Origin of the sequence: Streptomyces sp. NPDC056224 (assembly GCF_042267665.1) — a bacterium.
GTDB lineage: Bacteria > Actinomycetota > Actinomycetes > Streptomycetales > Streptomycetaceae > Streptomyces.
Window position 1 is genome coordinate 51,578 of record NZ_JBHJTK010000005.1, and the last position, 15,838, is coordinate 67,415.

Sequence of the window (15,838 nt, forward strand, 5' to 3'; positions counted from 1 at the left end):
GCCTCGGAACCGGTCGCCGTCCGGACAAGGCTCCGTGTGCCCGTGTGGTCACGGAACGGGCACCTGGCTTGACGTGTGCTTGCCCTCCGGCAGACTGGGCGCGACATGCGCTCAGCCAGACGCGTAGGGACACATCCCGAGGGGAAGCAACAGTCATGAGCCAGGACGGCACTCAGGGCCAGTACGCGGGCGGCTCTCTGGCCGGTGGCCGTTACCAGCTAAGGGACTTGCTGGGTGCGGGCGGCATGGCCTCCGTGTACCTGGCCTACGACTCGGCGCTCGACCGGCAGGTCGCCATCAAGACCCTGCACAGCGACCTCGGCCGCGAGCAGTCCTTCCGGGAGCGTTTCCGCCGCGAGGCTCAGGCTGTAGCCAAACTGTCGCACACGAACATCGTCTCGGTATTCGATACCGGTGAAGGGGAAGTGACCTTCGGCTCCGGCGCCGGCGACGGTGCGGTCATGCCGTACATCGTCATGGAGTACGTGGAGGGCCAGCCGCTCGGCTCGGTGCTCGACGCGGACATCCGCCAGTACGGGGCGATGCCGGCGGAGAAGGCGCTGAAGGTGACGGCCGACGTGCTGGCCGCGCTGGAGACCAGCCACGAGATGGGCCTGGTCCACCGCGACATCAAGCCCGGCAACGTCATGGTGAACAAGCGCGGCGTGGTCAAGGTGATGGACTTCGGCATCGCCCGCGCCATGCAGTCGGGCGTCACCTCGATGACGCAGACCGGCATGGTCGTCGGCACTCCGCAGTACCTGTCGCCCGAGCAGGCGCTGGGGCGCGGGGTCGACGCCCGGTCCGACCTGTACTCGGTCGGCATCATGCTGTTCCAGCTGCTGACCGGGCGGATCCCGTTCGACGCCGACTCGCCGCTGGCCATCGCGTACGCGCACGTGCAGGAGGAGCCGGTCGCCCCGTCCTCCATCAACCGGTCGGTGACCCCGGCGATGGACGCGCTGGTGGCGCGGGCGCTGAAGAAGAACCCGAACGAGCGCTTCCCCACGGCCGCGGCCATGGGCGACGAGGTCGCGCGCGTGCTGGGCTCCGGGCAGACCGGGGCGCCGGTCATCGTCCAGGGCGCCCCCACGGGCGGCAGCGGCGCGGGCGTGGCCTCGGCCGTGTTCCCCCCGGTGGACTCCGGATTCCAGGCGCCGCAGTCCGTGCAGCAGCCGTACCAGCCGCAGCCGCACACCCAGGCGCCGTCCCCGTACGCGCCGACGCCCGCCCCGCAGCAGGGCGGCTACGCCTACCCGCACACTCCGCCGCCGCACCAGCAGTACGCGCCGTCGACCCCGCCGCCGTACACGATCTCGCCGGCGACCACCACCGGCACGGCCTCCGGCGGGGCCGGGGACAAGCGGAACACGCCGGTGATCGTGGGCGCCATCGCGGTGGCCGTGCTGGCCGTCGGCGGCCTGATCGCCGCGGTCTCGTTCAACGGCAAGGGCGAGAAGAAGGACACCGCGACGACCGCGGGGAGCTCGGCGGCGCCGTCCGGCTCCGGCAAGGCCGGGTTCAAGGGGCCGGACCCCTCGCGCACGATCGACCCGAAGAAGTGCAAGGAACCGACGAAGCACTACAAGGACGCGGGGAAGTACCAGGCGCCGGACCTGCGCTACAAGAACCTGCTCTCCGTGAAGGAGTGCATCCAGGCGTCGGGCGGCAAGTACACGATCGTCGAGAAGGACGAGGCCGTGTACGGCAAGGACATGGTCCTGGAGCAGAACCCGCGTCCCGACGACCCGATCAACAAGGAGGGCACGGAGTACACACTGACCGTGTCCACCGGCAATCCGGAGTAACGGCTCAGACACCTCGGCCCGGTCAGGGCGCGACACACCGGCATCCCGGGTACCCCACAGGGGGCCCGGGATGCCGGTTTTGCCCCACTATGTAAATCTGGGCGGGACAGCTCGGTCTCTCGGGACGGGAGGGGCACCCGTGATCCAAGGCTTCCGCCCGCCGCGCCGGCTGGCCCGGGCCGCTCTGACCGCCGCCGCCGCGCTCGCGGTCGCCGGCCCCGTCTGCGCCGTGCCCGCGCTCGCCGCTCCCGTACTCGCCGTTCCCCTGCTCGCCACTCAGCCGCTCACCCTTTCCGCACTGCGCCTCCCCGCGCTCGCCGCCCCCGCCCTCCCCGTCCCCGCACTTCCCCGGCCCGCACTCGCCGCTCCCGCGCCCGCCGCTCCCGCACCCCTGCGGGACGACGTACCGGAAGAGGTGCGCGAAGGGCTCGCCGGCAGCAGCTACGGGTCCGGGCGGGAGCGGCCGGGCAGGCCCGCCGGCGAGCCCGCGAACCCGGAGATGCTGGTCGCCTCCCGCCCGGACCCGGCGGCGCTGCCGGTCCGGCCGCTGCGGCCCGAACGCCCCGCGCTCCCCGACCCGCCGCGGGTCGCACCGACTCCGCCCGAGGTCACCGTCCGGGCGATCGGTACCGAGCCGAACGACCGGGCCGCCGACCTGGCCGCCCACATACTGCCGCTGGGCACCGGATTCGCCCTGATGGGACTGGGGCTGGGCTACCTCGGGGTACGGCTGCGGCGCGGGCTGTAGTCCCCCCACCGGCCGGCGCGTCCCCCCTCGGACGTACGACTGGAGTTGGTTGCCCAGCGTGAACATACTCGGTATACATACTGAGTATGTCGATCCGCCACGGCCTTCTGGCCCTGCTCGAACGGGGTCCTCGGTACGGCTCCCAGCTGCGCACCGAGTTCGAATCACGTACCGGCTCCACCTGGCCGCTCAACGTCGGGCAGGTGTACACCACCCTCGCCCGCCTGGAACGCGACGGCCTGGTCGCCCCCGGCGGGGAGGACGCAGCGGGGCACACCCTCTACGCCATCACCGACACCGGCCGCACCGAACTGCGCGAGTGGTACGAGCGCCCCGTCGACCGCGCCAACCCGCCCCGCGACGAGCTGTCCATCAAGCTCGCCATGGCCGTGGGCGCCCCCGGCGTGGACATCCGCGCCGTCATCCAGTCCCAGCGGCACGCCACGATCAGGGCGATGCAGGACTACACGCGGCTCAAGGCCACGGCGCTCGCCGCGGTCGAGAGCGGGCAGTCCCGCGAACGCGACGACGTGGCCTGGCTGCTGGTCCTCGAACAGCTCATCTTCCAGACCGAGGCCGAGGCCCGCTGGCTCGACCACTGCGAATCCCGGCTCGTCCGGCTCTCCCTCGCGGCCGACGGGAGAGCCGCCGCGCCCGCACCGCCCCAGGCCGCCGACGCCGACGCCGACACCGAGGCCAACGCCGAGACCGAGACCGAGACCGACGGCCCCGGCCGTGCCACGGCCCCGGCCACCACCGCCCGAACCCGTAGCGCCCGCACGCGACGGGGCTGAACCGCCTTCCAGGGGGGACCCTTCATGCCTGACCAGCGCCATGCCCGGCAACCCGTACTCCAATTGGACCAGCTCGTCCGCACCCACGGCAGCGGAGCCACGGAGGTGCACGCCCTGCGCGGCATCAACCTCGCCGTCTTCCCCGGCGAACTCGTCGCCGTCATGGGCCCCTCCGGCTCCGGCAAGTCCACGCTGCTCACCCTCGCCGGCGGCCTCGACACCCCCACCAGCGGCCGGGTCGTCGTCGAGGGCACCGACATCACCACGGCGGGCCGCAAGGAGCTGGCCGCGCTGCGCCGGCGCAGCATCGGCTACGTCTTCCAGGACTACAACCTGATACCGGCCCTCACCGCCGCCGAGAACGTGGCCCTGCCCCTGGAGCTCGACGGCACCTCCGCCCGCAAGGCCCGCGCCTGCGCGCTCGCCGCACTGGAGGAGATGGGCCTCGGACAGCTCGCCGACCGCTTCCCCGACGAGGTGTCCGGCGGCCAGCAGCAGCGCGTGGCCATCGCCCGCGCCCTCGTCGGCGACCGCCGCCTCGTCCTCGCCGACGAGCCCACCGGCGCCCTCGACTCCGAGACCGGCGAATCCGTCCTCGCCCTGCTGCGGTCACGCTGCGACGCCGGGGCGGCGGGGGTCCTCGTCACGCACGAGCCGCGGTTCGCCGCCTGGGCGGACCGCGTGGTCTTCCTGCGCGACGGCAGCGTGGTCGACGAGACGCTGCGCAGCCACGCCGACTCCCTCCTTTCCGGGCAGGCGGCCGGCCAGTGATCTCCTGGTACCACTCCTGGGTGGCGGCCATCCGCATAGCCCGCCGCGACGCCTGGCGCTCCAAGGGCCGCAGCATCCTCGTCCTCGCGATGATCGCCCTGCCGATCGTCGGCGTGAGCGCCGCCGACCTGACGATGCGCAGCGCCGAGCTCTCCACCGAGCAGGAGCTCCAGCGCCGCCTCGGCGCCGCCGACGCCGAGCTCGGCCTGTCCGGCCTGAACGTGCCGATCTACCAGAACCCCGCGGGCGACCGGTACGCGCCGGTCGGCGGCTACGACTCGTACGAGCCGCCCCAGGACAAGGACCCGCAGCTGCTGCCGCAGTCGATCCCGGCCGGCGCCCAGGTCGTCAAGGACAGCACCGGGCACGCCAAACTGCGCACCACGCACGGGCTCCTCGACACCGGCCTGCGCGAGATCGACACCCACAGCCCGCTGGTGAAGGGGCGGTTCACGCTCGACCGGGGCCGACTGCCCGAGGCGGCGGGCGAGGTCATCGCGACCAACGCCTTCCTGAAGCAGTCGGGTTACTTCGTCGGATCCAGCGTCAACCCGCGCGGCACCGACCACGAGTACAAGATCGTGGGCGCGTACGAACTGCCGAACGCGCTGGGCGAAGTGCAGCTCATCGCCCAGCCGCAGACCCTGCTCACCCCGCTCGACAAGGCCCTTCAGGCCGCCGGGGCGCCCGGGGTGCGGGCCGACGACAAGTACCTCGTGAAGGCCGGCGGCGCCGATGGTTTCACGTGGAACATGGTCAAGGAGGCCAACGGCAAGAGCGTGATCGTCATCTCGCGCGCCGCCATCCTGCACAAGCCCGCCGACTCCGAAGTGCCTCTGTACGGACAGGAGCCCAAGGATCAGTTCACCTCGGGCTCGACCCGCGCCGTCGAAATGGCCGTCCTGGCCACCGTCGTCGGGCTGGCCATGCTGGAGATCTGCCTGCTCGCCGGACCCGCCTTCGCGGTCGGCGCCCGGCGCTCGCGCCGCCAGCTCGGGCTCGTCGGCGCCAACGGCGGGGACCGGCGGCACATCCGGGCCATCGTGCTCTCCGGCGGCCTGGTCATCGGCGCCGCCGCCGCCGTGGTCGGCACCGTCATCGGCATAGCCCTCACCCTCGGGCTGCGGCCCCTGCTGGAGGAGTACCTCGGCCTGCGCTGGGGCGGGTTCGAGATCCGTCCCCTGGAGCTGGCCGCCATCGCGCTGCTCGCCGTGGTGACCGGCCTGCTGGCCGCCATCGCCCCCGCGATCACCGCCTCGCGGCAGACCGTGCTGGCCTCGCTCACCGGGCGCCGCGGCATCCGCCGGGCCAACCGGGTGCTGCCCGTCCTCGGCCTGATCGCCGTCGCGGGCGGCGCCGCCATCGCCCTGTACGGCACGGTGTCCGAGACGGGCTCCCTGGTCGTCGCGGGCGGCAGCGCCCTCGCCGAGCTCGGCGTCGTCGCCCTCACCCCGGTGCTGGTCGGCCTCTTCGGGCGGATCGGGCGCTGGCTGCCGCTGTCGCCGCGGCTCGCGCTGCGCGACGCGGTGCGCAACCGGGGACGTACGGCGCCCGCCGTGGCCGCGGTGCTGGCCGCCGTGGCCGGAACCGTCGCGGTGGCTACGTACCAGCACAGCGCGGACGTACAGGCCCGCCACGAGTACGTCGCCGACCTGCCGCACCACTCCGGGGTGATCACGGTCACCGACAACAGCTCCTTCAAGGACGTGCCCTCCGTGCGCGAGGCCCTGTCCAAGGAGTTCGCGCCGTCCGTGCGGGCCGACGTGGACCGCCTGGTCGTCGGCAAGCCGGGCTGCGACTCGCACTCGAACGACAGCGGCTGCGGGCGCGCCGAGATCGTCGTGCCCAAGGAACAGCGCTGCCCGATGTCCGATTCCCCGCACGGACCGGCGGACTTCACTCCCGAGCAGGCCAAGGAGTTGCGCAGGGACTGGCGTTGCGCGATGCCCCGGTACCGGAACTACGTGGAGAACGACGCGCTCGTCGCCGACGAGAAGCTGCTCACCGCGCTCGCCGTGACCGACCCCGGCGCCGTGGCGGCACTGAAGTCGGGCACACCGGTCTCCTTCGACAAGCAGAACGTGAAGGACGGCAAGGTCACCATCCGGCTCATCACCGACCCCGACGCGGCGGACGCCGCGCGCGGCAAGCACCAGGAAACGCCGGGCGAGGACAAGGTCCTGCCCGTCTACCAGGTGCCGGAGGGCGTCAACGGCTGGGGCTTCAAACTCGTGCTGCCCCCCGCGACGGCCAAGGCCGCCGGGCTGACGACCACCCCGCACGGCGCGTACTTCGCGCTCGACGGCGGCGTGCCGAGCAGTGAGCAGCGCCAGCGGCTGGACGGCGCCCTCGACGCGATGGGCGTGGACGCTCAGGTCGCGATCGAGGAGGGCTACAAGGGGGACAACAGCGTCGAGATGCTCGCCCTGGCCATCTTCGCGGGCCTGGTCACCATCGGTGCGGCGGGCATCGCCACCGGGCTCGCCCAGGCCGACGCCGAGGCCGACCTGAAGACGCTGGCCGCGGTCGGCGCGCCCCCGCGGGTGCGGCGCACGCTGAGCGGCTTCCAGTGCGGGGTGATCGCGCTGATGGGCGTGGTCCTGGGGTCGGCGGCCGGCATCCTGCCGGCGGTCGGACTCCGGCTCACCCAGGCCCGCGAGACGGAACGGTTCCTCGCCAGGGCCGTCACGATGGGGTACGAGTCCTCGGCCACCGAGATCTACGTGCCGATCGCGGTGCCGTGGGAGACCCTCGGCGGGCTGCTGATCGTCGTCCCGCTGGGCGCCGCGCTGCTGGCGGCCCTGGTCACCCGGTCCACTGGGGCCCTCGCGCGGCGGGCCGCCGGATAGTGAACACGGAGTGACGAGTTGCCTCCGTACAGGGTGGATCACGCCCGTACGGGGGCACACCGTGTGAGAGCGAAGGTGTGCGAGAGAATGACGGCATGGAGATGCCGAGGAGTGAACGGTCGCAGGACAGTCCCCCGCACGTCCTGATCGTGGGACAGGACGGGATGACGGTCGGCGGCGCCGATGACGAGTCGCGCGAGGTCCCGGTGACGGAGATGGTCGAACAGCCCGCCAAGGTCATGCGGATTGGCAGCATGATCAAGCAACTCCTGGAAGAGGTACGTGCCGCACCTCTCGACGAGGCGAGCCGGGTCCGGCTCAAGGACATCCATGCCGCCTCGGTGAAGGAGCTGGAGGACGGTCTGGCCCCCGAGCTCGTGGAGGAACTGGAGCGCCTGTCCCTCCCGTTCACCGAGGAGGCGATTCCCTCCGAGGCCGAACTGCGCATCGCCCAGGCACAGTTGGTGGGCTGGCTGGAGGGCCTCTTCCACGGCATCCAGACGGCCCTGTTCGCGCAGCAGATGGCGGCGCGGGCCCAGCTCGAACAGATGCGCCGCGCCCTGCCGCCCGGCGCCCCCCACGACGACGAGGACGACGGCGGCCACGGAGCGATCCGCTCGGGCCCGTACCTCTAGGCCCTGTCGTCATAGCGCCCGGCCCGCGACGTCACTTCGACGACAGGACCCAGCGCCGTGACCGGCAGGGTCCACCGGGTCGCGGCCCCCGGTACGGTCCACCGGGTCGCGGCCCCCGGCACGGTCCACCGGGTCGCGGCCCCCGGCACGGCACACCCTTCCGTCCACAGCACTGGCCACCGCACTCAGCAGCACCACGGCGGGTCCGCATCGCCCTCACGGCGACGCGGACCTGCCTCTGTCTTTTCGCCCCCGCCCCCCTCGGCCCCGTCGGGGCGGGGGCGGCCGCATACTCTGGGGCATGAGTTACGACGCGATCGTCCTGGCAGGCGGAGCCGCGCAGCGCCTCGGCGGGGCGGACAAGCCCGCACTGAGCGTCGGCGGCCGTCCCCTCCTGGACCGCGTCCTGGACGCCTGCCCGGACGCCCGGACCACCGTCGTGGTCGGCGGCCGCCGGGCCACCGCCCGCCCGGTGCTCTGGACCCGCGAGGATCCGCCCGGCGGCGGCCCCGTGGCCGCGCTGGACGCCGGCCTGCGGCACGCCGCCGCCGAACTGGTCCTCGTACTCTCCGCGGACCTGCCCTTCCTGGACCGGGAGACCGTGCGGTCCCTGCTGGCCGCGCCCGGCGGGCGCGAGGGCGCGCTGCTGCGCGATGCGACCGGCCGGGACCAGCCGCTCATCGCCGTCTACCGGGCCGAACCGCTCCGCCGCGAGCTGGCCCTCCTCGCCACCGAGCACGGCAGCCTCGCCGGGCTCCCACTGCGCGCGCTCACCGCGGAACTGGACCTCGCCCGTGTCGCGGCCCGGCCGCTCGCCTCCTTCGACTGCGACACCTGGGAAGATCTTGCTGCCGCCCGCGCCCGGATCAGAGAGCATGGAACCGTGCTGGACCAATGGATCACCGCCGTCAAGAACGAGCTGGGCATCGACCTCCCCGTCGACACCAAGACCCTGCTCGACCTCGCCCGGGACGCCGCGCACGGCGTCGCCCGGCCCGCCGCACCGCTGACCACCTTCCTGGTCGGCTACGCGGCGGCGCGGGCCGAGGCCGCCGGGGCCGACCCCTCCCAGGCCGTCGCCGAAGCCTCCCGCAAGGCGGCCGAACTGGCGCTGCGCTGGGCCGCCGAGGCGGAGGCCGACGCCACGTCTCAGGAGAACGGCACCGGATGACCCCCACCGACGCCGAACACGCCCTGGACCAGGCCCTGGCCCTGGTCAGCCGCGCCCCCGAGACGGGCGGCGCCGGCGGCCACCGCGCCGACACCTGGCCGCGGGCCCGGGACATCGCCGTCCGGGCCGGGAGCGATGTGCGGGCCCGCGCCCACCGGGTGCCCCTCGCGGACGCCCTCGGCGAGGTACTGGCCGAACCCCTGGACGCCCTGACCGACCTGCCCTCCTTCGACACCTCCGCCATGGACGGCTGGGCCGTCGCCGGTCCCGGCCCGTGGACCGTCCGCGCCGGCGGCGGGGTACTGGCGGGCTCCGAGCGGCCCGAGCCCCTGGCGGACGGCGAAGCCGTACAGATCGCCACCGGAGCCCGGATCCCCGCCGACACCACCGCCGTCATCCGCAGCGAGTACTGCCGCGAGAGCGGCACGCAGCTCTTCGCGGACCGGCCCGTCCACACCGGCCAGGACATCCGACCGCGCGGCCAGGAGTGCCGCTCCGGCGACCTGCTGCTGCCCGCCGGGTCCCTGGTCACCCCCGCCGTGCTGGGCCTCGCCGCGGCCGCCGGGTACGACGAGCTGAGCACCCGGTCCCGCCCCCGCGTGGAGATCCTGGTGCTCGGCGACGAGCTCCTCACCGAAGGCCGCCCGCACGACGGCCTCATCCGCGACGCGCTGAGCCCCATGCTCGGCCCCTGGCTCACCCGCCTCGGCGCCGAGGTGATCGGCACACGGCGGCTCGGCGACGACCCCGCGGGGGCCGAAGCCCTCTTCGAGGCCGTCACCACCTCGGCCGCCGACGTCGTCGTCACCACCGGCGGCACCGCTTCCGGCCCCGTCGACCACGTCCACCCCGTACTGCGCCGGGCCGGTGCCGAACTCCTGGTCGACGGCGTGGCCGTACGCCCGGGCCACCCGATGCTGCTGGCCCGGATCGGCGAGCAGACCCGAGGCGAGGACTCGGTCCGGTACCTGGTCGGACTGCCCGGGAACCCCCTCGCAGCCGTCTCCGGGCTGCTGACCCTCGCCGATCCGCTGCTGCGCGCCCTGGCCGGCCGCCGCCGGCGCCCCCGCTGCACGGCCACGGTCGAGGGCGACGTGCCGGGCCACCCGCACGACACCCGGCTGGTCCCGGTCCTGCTGAACGGCGACCACGCGGTGCCGCTGCGCTACAACGGTCCCGCGATGCTGCGCGGCGTGGCGGCCGCCGACGCGCTGGCCGTCGTACCGCCTCACGGGGCGCGGTCGGGACAGGAGCTGGAGATCCTGGATCTGCCGTGGGCCTCGGGAGGATGTTTCACGTGAAACTTCACGGGTCCGACGCCATGGCCCGCGACGCCGACGAGAAACTCGTCTCCCGGCGCATCAAACTGCCCAAGCGCATCGTCGAGCAGCCGCTGAGGCAGGTCACCAAGCGCCTGCTGATGGCCATGTTCGTGCTCTTCCTGACGGTCCTCATCGTGTGGCTGGACCGCGACGGCTACCACGACAACGCCAACGAGCAGGTCGACCTCCTCGACTGCTTCTACTACGCCACCGTGACGCTGTCGACGACCGGCTACGGCGACATCGTCCCGTACAGCGACAGCGCACGGCTGATCAACATTCTGCTGATCACGCCGCTGCGCGTGCTGTTCCTGATCATCCTGGTCGGTACCACCCTGGAAGTCCTCACGGAGCGGACGAGGGAAGAGTGGCGGCTGAAGCGCTGGAGGAAGAACTTGCGCGAGCACACGGTCGTCGTCGGCTTCGGCACCAAGGGCCGCTCGGCCCTGCGGACGCTGCTGGCCACCGGCCTGTCCAAGGAGCAGGTCGTCATCGTCGACCCCAGCACCAAGGTGATCGACACGGCCAACGCGGAGGGCTTCACGGGCGTGGTCGGCGATGCCACCCGCTCCGACGTGCTGCTCCGCGCCGAACTGCACAAGGCCCGTCGGATCATCATCGCCACCCAGCGGGACGACACGGCGGTGCTGGTCACGCTGACGGCGCGGCAGCTCAATCGGGGCGCGAAGATCGTCGCGGCGGTCCGCGAGGAGGAGAACGCGCCGCTGCTGCGCCAGTCCGGCGCGGACGCCGTCATCACGAGCGCGAGCGCGGCGGGCCGACTGCTGGGCCTCTCGGTCCTCAGCCCGAGCGCGGGCACCGTGATGGAGGACCTGATCCAGCAGGGCAGCGGCCTCGACCTCATCGAAAGGCCCGTCAACCGTGCCGAGGTGGGCAAGTCGGTACGGGAGACGGACGACCTGGTGGTGAGCGTGCTGCGCGGGCACCGGCTGCTCCCTTACGACGACCCGCACGCGAGCCCGCTGCAGCTGACGGACCGTCTCATCACCATCGTGCGGGCGGCGCCCCCGACTTCGCCGCACGTGACACTGGGTCCAGCGGAGTAGCCGCCGCTTCGCGTAGCCTCCGGGCCATGCATGCGATCACCATCGAGCAGCCCGGCGGCCCCGATGCCCTCGTCTGGACCGACGTACCCGATCCGGTGGCGGGCGAGGGCGAGGTCCTCGTCGAGGTCGCGGCGAGCGCCGTGAACCGCGCCGACGTCCTCCAGCGCCAGGGCTTCTACGACCCCCCGCCCGGCGCCTCCCGTTACCCGGGGCTGGAGTGTTCGGGGCGGATCTCCGCGGTCGGGCCGGGTGTGTCCGGCTGGTCGGTGGGTGACGAGGTGTGCGCCCTCCTGGCCGGCGGCGGGTACGCGCAGAAGGTGGCCGTACCGGCCGGCCAGCTGCTGCCCGTCCCCACGGGCGTGGACCTGGTCACGGCGGCCGCGCTGCCCGAGGTCGTCACGACCGTGTGGTCCAACGTGTTCATGGTGGCCGGGCTGCGCCCCGGCGAGACCCTCCTGGTGCACGGCGGGTCCAGCGGCATCGGGACGATGGCGATCCAGCTGGCCAAGGCGGTGGGCGCGACGGTCGCCGTGACGGCCGGGGGTCCGGAGAAGCTGGCGCGGTGCGCGGAGCTGGGCGCCGACATCCTGATCGACTACCGCGAGCAGGACTTCGTGGCCGAGGTGCGGGCGGCGACGGGCGGAGCCGGGGCGGACGTGATCCTGGACATCATGGGCGCGAAGTACCTGTCCCGGAACGTGGACGCCCTCGCCGTGAACGGCCGGCTGGCGGTCATCGGGCTCCAGGGCGGCGTGAAGGCCGAACTGAACCTCGCCGCGCTGCTGGCCAAGCGGGCGGCGATCACCGCGACCTCCCTGCGGGCCCGCCCGCTGGAGGAGAAGGCGGCCATCGTCGCGGCCGTACGGGAGCACGTGTGGCCCCTGGTGTCGGCGGGGCGGGTGCGGCCGGTGGTGCACGCGACGTTCCCGATGCCTGAGGCCGCCGCGGCGCACCGGGTCATGGAGTCGAGCAGCCACGTGGGCAAACTGCTGCTCGTCGCGCCGCCGGCCACGGCGACGGCCTGAGACCTCGCTCCGGTTCCGGTTCCGGTTCCGGAGAACGGGAACAGGTACAGGAACGGGAACGGGCGGGACGGGGGAGAGCCGCGCGGCGGCTCCGCCCCATCCCGCCCCCCGCCGGACTACAGGCTGCGCAGCAGCACCGCCGGGGACTCCACGCAGTCGGCGACGTAGCGGAGGAATCCGCCCGCCGTGCCGCCGTCGCAGACCCGGTGGTCGAACGTCAGCGACAGCTGCACGACCTGGCGGACCGCCAGCTCCCCACCGTGCACCCACGGCTTCGGCATGATCCGCCCCACCCCGAGCATCGCCGCCTCCGGGTGGTTGATGATCGGCGTGGAACCGTCGACGCCGAACACCCCGTAGTTGTTCAGGGTGAACGTCCCGCCCGTCAGATCGGCCGGCGCCAGCTTCCCCGCCCGCGCCAGCTCCGTCAGCCGGGCGAACTCCGCCGACAGGGACTCCGGGTTGCGCGTGTGCGCGTCGCGCACCACCGGGACCATCAGGCCCCGTTCCGTCTGGGCCGCGAAGCCCAGGTGCACGGCCGGCAGCCGGACGATCTCCTTCGCCTCCAGGTCCACGGTGGAGTTGAGCTCCGGGTACCGGGCCAGCGCGGCCGTACAGATCCGGGCCAGCAGCGCGAGCACCGAGATCTTGGGACCGCCCACCGCGTTCATCGCGGCCCGGGCCGCCATCAGTTCGGTGGCGTCCGCGTCGACCCAGCAGGTGGCGTCCGGAATCTCCCGCCGGCTGCGCGACAGCTTCTCGGCGACCGCCCCGCGCACCCCCTTGAGCGGAATCCGTTCACCCACGGCCGCGGCCGCGGGGGCCGCGACCGCCGCCACCGGCTCCGGCGCGCGCAGCGCCGCCTCGACGTCCGCCCGCAGGATCAGGCCCTCCGGACCCGACCCGCGCAGGGCGCGCAGGTCGATCCCGTTGTCCTTGGCCAGCTTGCGCACCAGTGGTGAGATCACCGGCACCGGCCCCGCCGGAGCGGCCGGAGCCGCCGCGACGGAAACGGGAGCCGGGGCAGGGGCCAGAGCCGGGGCAGGGGCCGGAGCCGGGGCAGGGGCCGGAGCCGGGGCAGGGGCCGCGACGGGCGCCGACACCGCTGCGGTGACGGGTCGCACCCGTCGCCGTCGCGCCGGGCGCGAGTGGTCCGTGCCGTAACCGATCAGGGGCCGGGGCACGCTGCCGGAGCCTTCGGCTTCAGCCCCCGGGGCCTCCGCACCCTTCGGGGCCTCCGGCAGCGACTCCGCACCCACCGCCACGGTGATCAGCGGGGCCCCGACCGGAAGCTCCTGCCCCTCCTCCCCGAAGCGGGCGGTGACCACGCCGCCGTACGGGCAGGGCACTTCCACCATCGCCTTGGCCGTCTCGACCTCGACGACCGGCTGGTCGATGGCGACGACATCGCCCACCGCCACCAGCCAGCGCACGATCTCGGCCTCGGTCAGACCCTCACCGAGATCGGGCAGCTTGAACTCCATGACCTGCGGCATCAGTTCTCCCACTGCAAGCGGGCGACGGTGTCCAGGATCCGGTCTACGCCCGGCAGGTGGTGCTTCTCCAGCATCGGCGGCGGGTAGGGGATGTCGAAGCCCGTCACCCGCAGCACCGGCGCCTCCAGGTGGTGGAAGCACCGCTCCATGACCCGGGCGGCGATCTCCGCGCCAGGTCCGCCGAAGCCGTTCGCCTCGTGGACGACCACCGCGCGCCCGGTCCGGCGCACGGACTCCACGACCACGTCCTCGTCGAAGGGGACCAGCGAGCGCAGGTCCACGACCTCCAGCTCCCAGCCCTCCGCGCGCGCCGCCTCGGCCGCCTCCAGGCACACCGGCAGCGAGGGCCCGTACGTGATCAGGGTCGCGCTCGTGCCCGTACGCCGCACCAGCGCCTTCCCGATGCCGGGCACGGCCGTCGGCGCCTCGGGCGACCAGTCGGCCTTCGACCAGTACAGCCGCTTCGGCTCCAGGAAGATCACCGGGTCGTCGCTCGCGATCGAGGCGCGCAGCAGCCCGTACGCGTCTTCGACCGTCGCCGGGGTCACCACGTGCAGGCCGGGCGTCGCCACGTAGTACGCCTCGGAGGAGTCGCAGTGGTGCTCCACACCGCCGATGCCGCCGCCGTACGGCACGCGGATGGTGATCGGCAGCGGCATCGCGCCCCGCGTGCGGTTGCGCATCTTCGCCACGTGCGAGATCAGCTGCTCGAAGGCCGGGTACGCGAACGCGTCGAACTGCATCTCCACGACCGGCCGCAGCCCGTACATGGCCATGCCGACCGCCGCGCCCAGGATCCCCGCCTCCGCGAGGGGGGTGTCCGTACAGCGGTCCTCGCCGAACTCCTTCGCCAGGCCGTCCGTGATCCGGAAGACCCCGCCGAGCGTCCCGACGTCCTCGCCCATGACGTGGACCGTCGGGTCCTCGGCCATCGCGTCGCGCATCGCCCGGGTCAGTGCCTGGGCCATCGTCGCGGGCTTGACCCCCGACTTCGCCGTCTTCGCCGCCACCGTGGTCATGCGTCTCCCTCCGCGTCGAGCTCGGCGCGCAGCATGGCCGCCTGCTCGCGCAGCCTGCCGGTCTGCTCCGCGTAGACGTGCGCGAAGAGGTCCATCGGGTCCAGCACCGGGTCCGCGTTCATCCCCTCGCGGAGCGCCGCGGCCATCGTCTCGGCCGCGGCGCGCGCCTCCTGGATGCCCGCCTCGTCGAGGATCCCGCGCGCGGTCAGCTCGCGCTCCAGCAGCTCGACCGGGTCGTGCCCCTTCCAGGCCTCGACCTCGGCGTCGCCGCGGTAGCGGGTGGCGTCGTCGGCGTTCGTGTGGGCCTCCATCCGGTAGGTGACGGCCTCGATCAGGGTCGGACCACCGCCTGACCGTGCCCGCCGGACGGCCTCGGTCAGCACCTCGTGCATCGCCGCGATGTCGTTGCCGTCGACCAGCCGGCCGGGCATCCCGTACCCCACGGCCTTGTGGGCCAGCGTCGGGGCGGCCGTCTGCTTCGCCAGCGGGACGGAGATCGCGAAACCGTTGTTCTGCACGAGGAAGACCACCGGCGCCTGCCAGACGGCGGCGAAGTTCAGTGCCTCGTGGAAGTCGCCCTCGCTGGTGCCGCCGTCGCCGACCATGGCGAGCGCGACGACGTCGTCACCGCGCAGCCGGGCCGCGTGCGCCAGGCCCACCGCGTGCGGCAGCTGGGTGGCGAGCGGGGTGGAGAGCGGGGCTATCCGGTGCTCGCGCGGGTCGTAGCCGGTGTGCCAGTCGCCCCGCAGCAGCGTCAGCGCCTGTACGGGGTCGAGCCCGCGCGCGACGGCCGCCAGGGTGTCGCGGTAGCTCGGGAAGAGCCAGTCCTGGTCCTCCAGGACCAGTGCCGCCGCGATCTCGCAGGCCTCCTGGCCCACGGTGGACGGGTAGACGGCGAGCCGCCCCTGCTTGGTCAGCGCGGTGGCCTGCGCGTTGTACCGGCGGCCGCGCACGAGCTCCGCGTAGCAGCGGCGCATCAGCGCGGGGTCCAGCCGGTCGGCCGCCGGTGTGCCCAGCACCCGATAGGGCTCCGGGTCCGGCAGCAGCGGCGCTGCGTCCGTACGGGGCCTCCAGGCGGGAGGCGGGGTGGGACGGTGGGACGCACCGGCACCGGGCAGCTCTTGGACCGTCAT

Annotated in this window: 13 protein-coding genes; 10 read left to right on the forward strand and 3 right to left on the reverse strand. The window is 73.3% G+C overall.

All coding sequences use genetic code 11. The features are described 5' to 3' along the window. The first annotated feature begins 155 nt into the window (after positions 1 to 155). The 10 genes from ACFCZ1_RS09155 to ACFCZ1_RS09200 all read left to right on the forward strand — a co-directional run bounded on the left by ACFCZ1_RS09155 (position 156) and on the right by ACFCZ1_RS09200 (position 12,190). On the forward strand, positions 156 to 1,808 hold the full coding sequence (locus ACFCZ1_RS09155) for a protein kinase (protein WP_376677760.1): 1,653 nt from the start codon (positions 156 to 158) through the stop codon (positions 1,806 to 1,808). 139 nt (positions 1,809 to 1,947) lie between these two features. Then, positions 1,948 to 2,556, forward strand: a complete 609-nt coding sequence (locus tag ACFCZ1_RS09160) for a hypothetical protein (RefSeq protein ID WP_376677761.1) — start codon at positions 1,948 to 1,950, stop codon at positions 2,554 to 2,556. An 86-nt stretch (positions 2,557 to 2,642) separates the two neighbouring features. Next, the gene (locus tag ACFCZ1_RS09165) at positions 2,643 to 3,350 is read left to right on the forward strand and encodes a PadR family transcriptional regulator (RefSeq protein ID WP_376677762.1); all 708 of its coding nucleotides are present in this window, start codon (positions 2,643 to 2,645) and stop codon (positions 3,348 to 3,350) included. 24 nt (positions 3,351 to 3,374) lie between these two features. Next, positions 3,375 to 4,121 carry an ABC transporter ATP-binding protein gene (locus ACFCZ1_RS09170; RefSeq protein ID WP_376677763.1) on the forward strand — a complete coding sequence of 249 codons (747 nt, stop codon included), beginning with the start codon at positions 3,375 to 3,377 and terminating at the stop codon, positions 4,119 to 4,121. Continuing rightward, positions 4,118 to 6,970, forward strand: coding sequence for an FtsX-like permease family protein (locus ACFCZ1_RS09175; RefSeq protein WP_376677764.1), 2,853 nt, complete (start codon positions 4,118 to 4,120; stop codon positions 6,968 to 6,970). Before ACFCZ1_RS09170 ends, ACFCZ1_RS09175 begins: the two co-directional genes overlap by 4 nt. A gap of 95 nt (positions 6,971 to 7,065) precedes the next feature. Continuing rightward, positions 7,066 to 7,605 carry a bacterial proteasome activator family protein gene (locus tag ACFCZ1_RS09180; RefSeq protein ID WP_376677765.1) on the forward strand — a complete coding sequence of 180 codons (540 nt, stop codon included), beginning with the start codon at positions 7,066 to 7,068 and terminating at the stop codon, positions 7,603 to 7,605. Positions 7,606 to 7,906: 301 nt separating this feature from the next. Then, positions 7,907 to 8,776, forward strand: coding sequence for an NTP transferase domain-containing protein (locus ACFCZ1_RS09185; RefSeq protein WP_376677766.1), 870 nt, complete (start codon positions 7,907 to 7,909; stop codon positions 8,774 to 8,776). Continuing rightward, positions 8,722 to 10,077: a molybdopterin molybdotransferase MoeA gene (locus ACFCZ1_RS09190; protein ID WP_376677971.1), complete on the forward strand. Its 1,356-nt coding sequence runs from the start codon at positions 8,722 to 8,724 to the stop codon at positions 10,075 to 10,077. The genes ACFCZ1_RS09185 and ACFCZ1_RS09190 overlap by 55 nt, the downstream gene beginning before the upstream one ends. Beyond that, positions 10,065 to 11,165, forward strand: coding sequence for a potassium channel family protein (locus ACFCZ1_RS09195; RefSeq protein ID WP_376677767.1), 1,101 nt, complete (start codon positions 10,065 to 10,067; stop codon positions 11,163 to 11,165). The genes ACFCZ1_RS09190 and ACFCZ1_RS09195 overlap by 13 nt, the downstream gene beginning before the upstream one ends. A gap of 26 nt (positions 11,166 to 11,191) precedes the next feature. Next, positions 11,192 to 12,190 (forward strand): NAD(P)H-quinone oxidoreductase, encoded by a 999-nt coding sequence (locus ACFCZ1_RS09200; protein WP_376677768.1) that lies wholly within the window; start codon positions 11,192 to 11,194, stop codon positions 12,188 to 12,190. A gap of 116 nt (positions 12,191 to 12,306) precedes the next feature. Here ACFCZ1_RS09200 and ACFCZ1_RS09205 read toward each other — a convergent pair whose 3' ends face one another. Genes ACFCZ1_RS09205 through pdhA form a run of 3 tightly spaced genes read right to left on the reverse strand, consistent with a single transcriptional unit; the run spans position 12,307 to position 15,838 of the window. Beyond that, positions 12,307 to 13,686: a dihydrolipoamide acetyltransferase family protein gene (locus ACFCZ1_RS09205; RefSeq protein ID WP_376677769.1), complete on the reverse strand. Its 1,380-nt coding sequence runs from the start codon at positions 13,684 to 13,686 to the stop codon at positions 12,307 to 12,309. Then, the gene (locus ACFCZ1_RS09210) at positions 13,686 to 14,705 is read right to left on the reverse strand and encodes an alpha-ketoacid dehydrogenase subunit beta (RefSeq protein ID WP_376677770.1); all 1,020 of its coding nucleotides are present in this window, start codon (positions 14,703 to 14,705) and stop codon (positions 13,686 to 13,688) included. Before ACFCZ1_RS09210 ends, ACFCZ1_RS09205 begins: the two co-directional genes overlap by 1 nt. Further along, positions 14,702 to 15,838 (reverse strand): pyruvate dehydrogenase (acetyl-transferring) E1 component subunit alpha, encoded by a 1,137-nt coding sequence (gene pdhA / locus ACFCZ1_RS09215; RefSeq protein ID WP_376677771.1) that lies wholly within the window; start codon positions 15,836 to 15,838, stop codon positions 14,702 to 14,704. The genes ACFCZ1_RS09210 and pdhA overlap by 4 nt, the downstream gene beginning before the upstream one ends.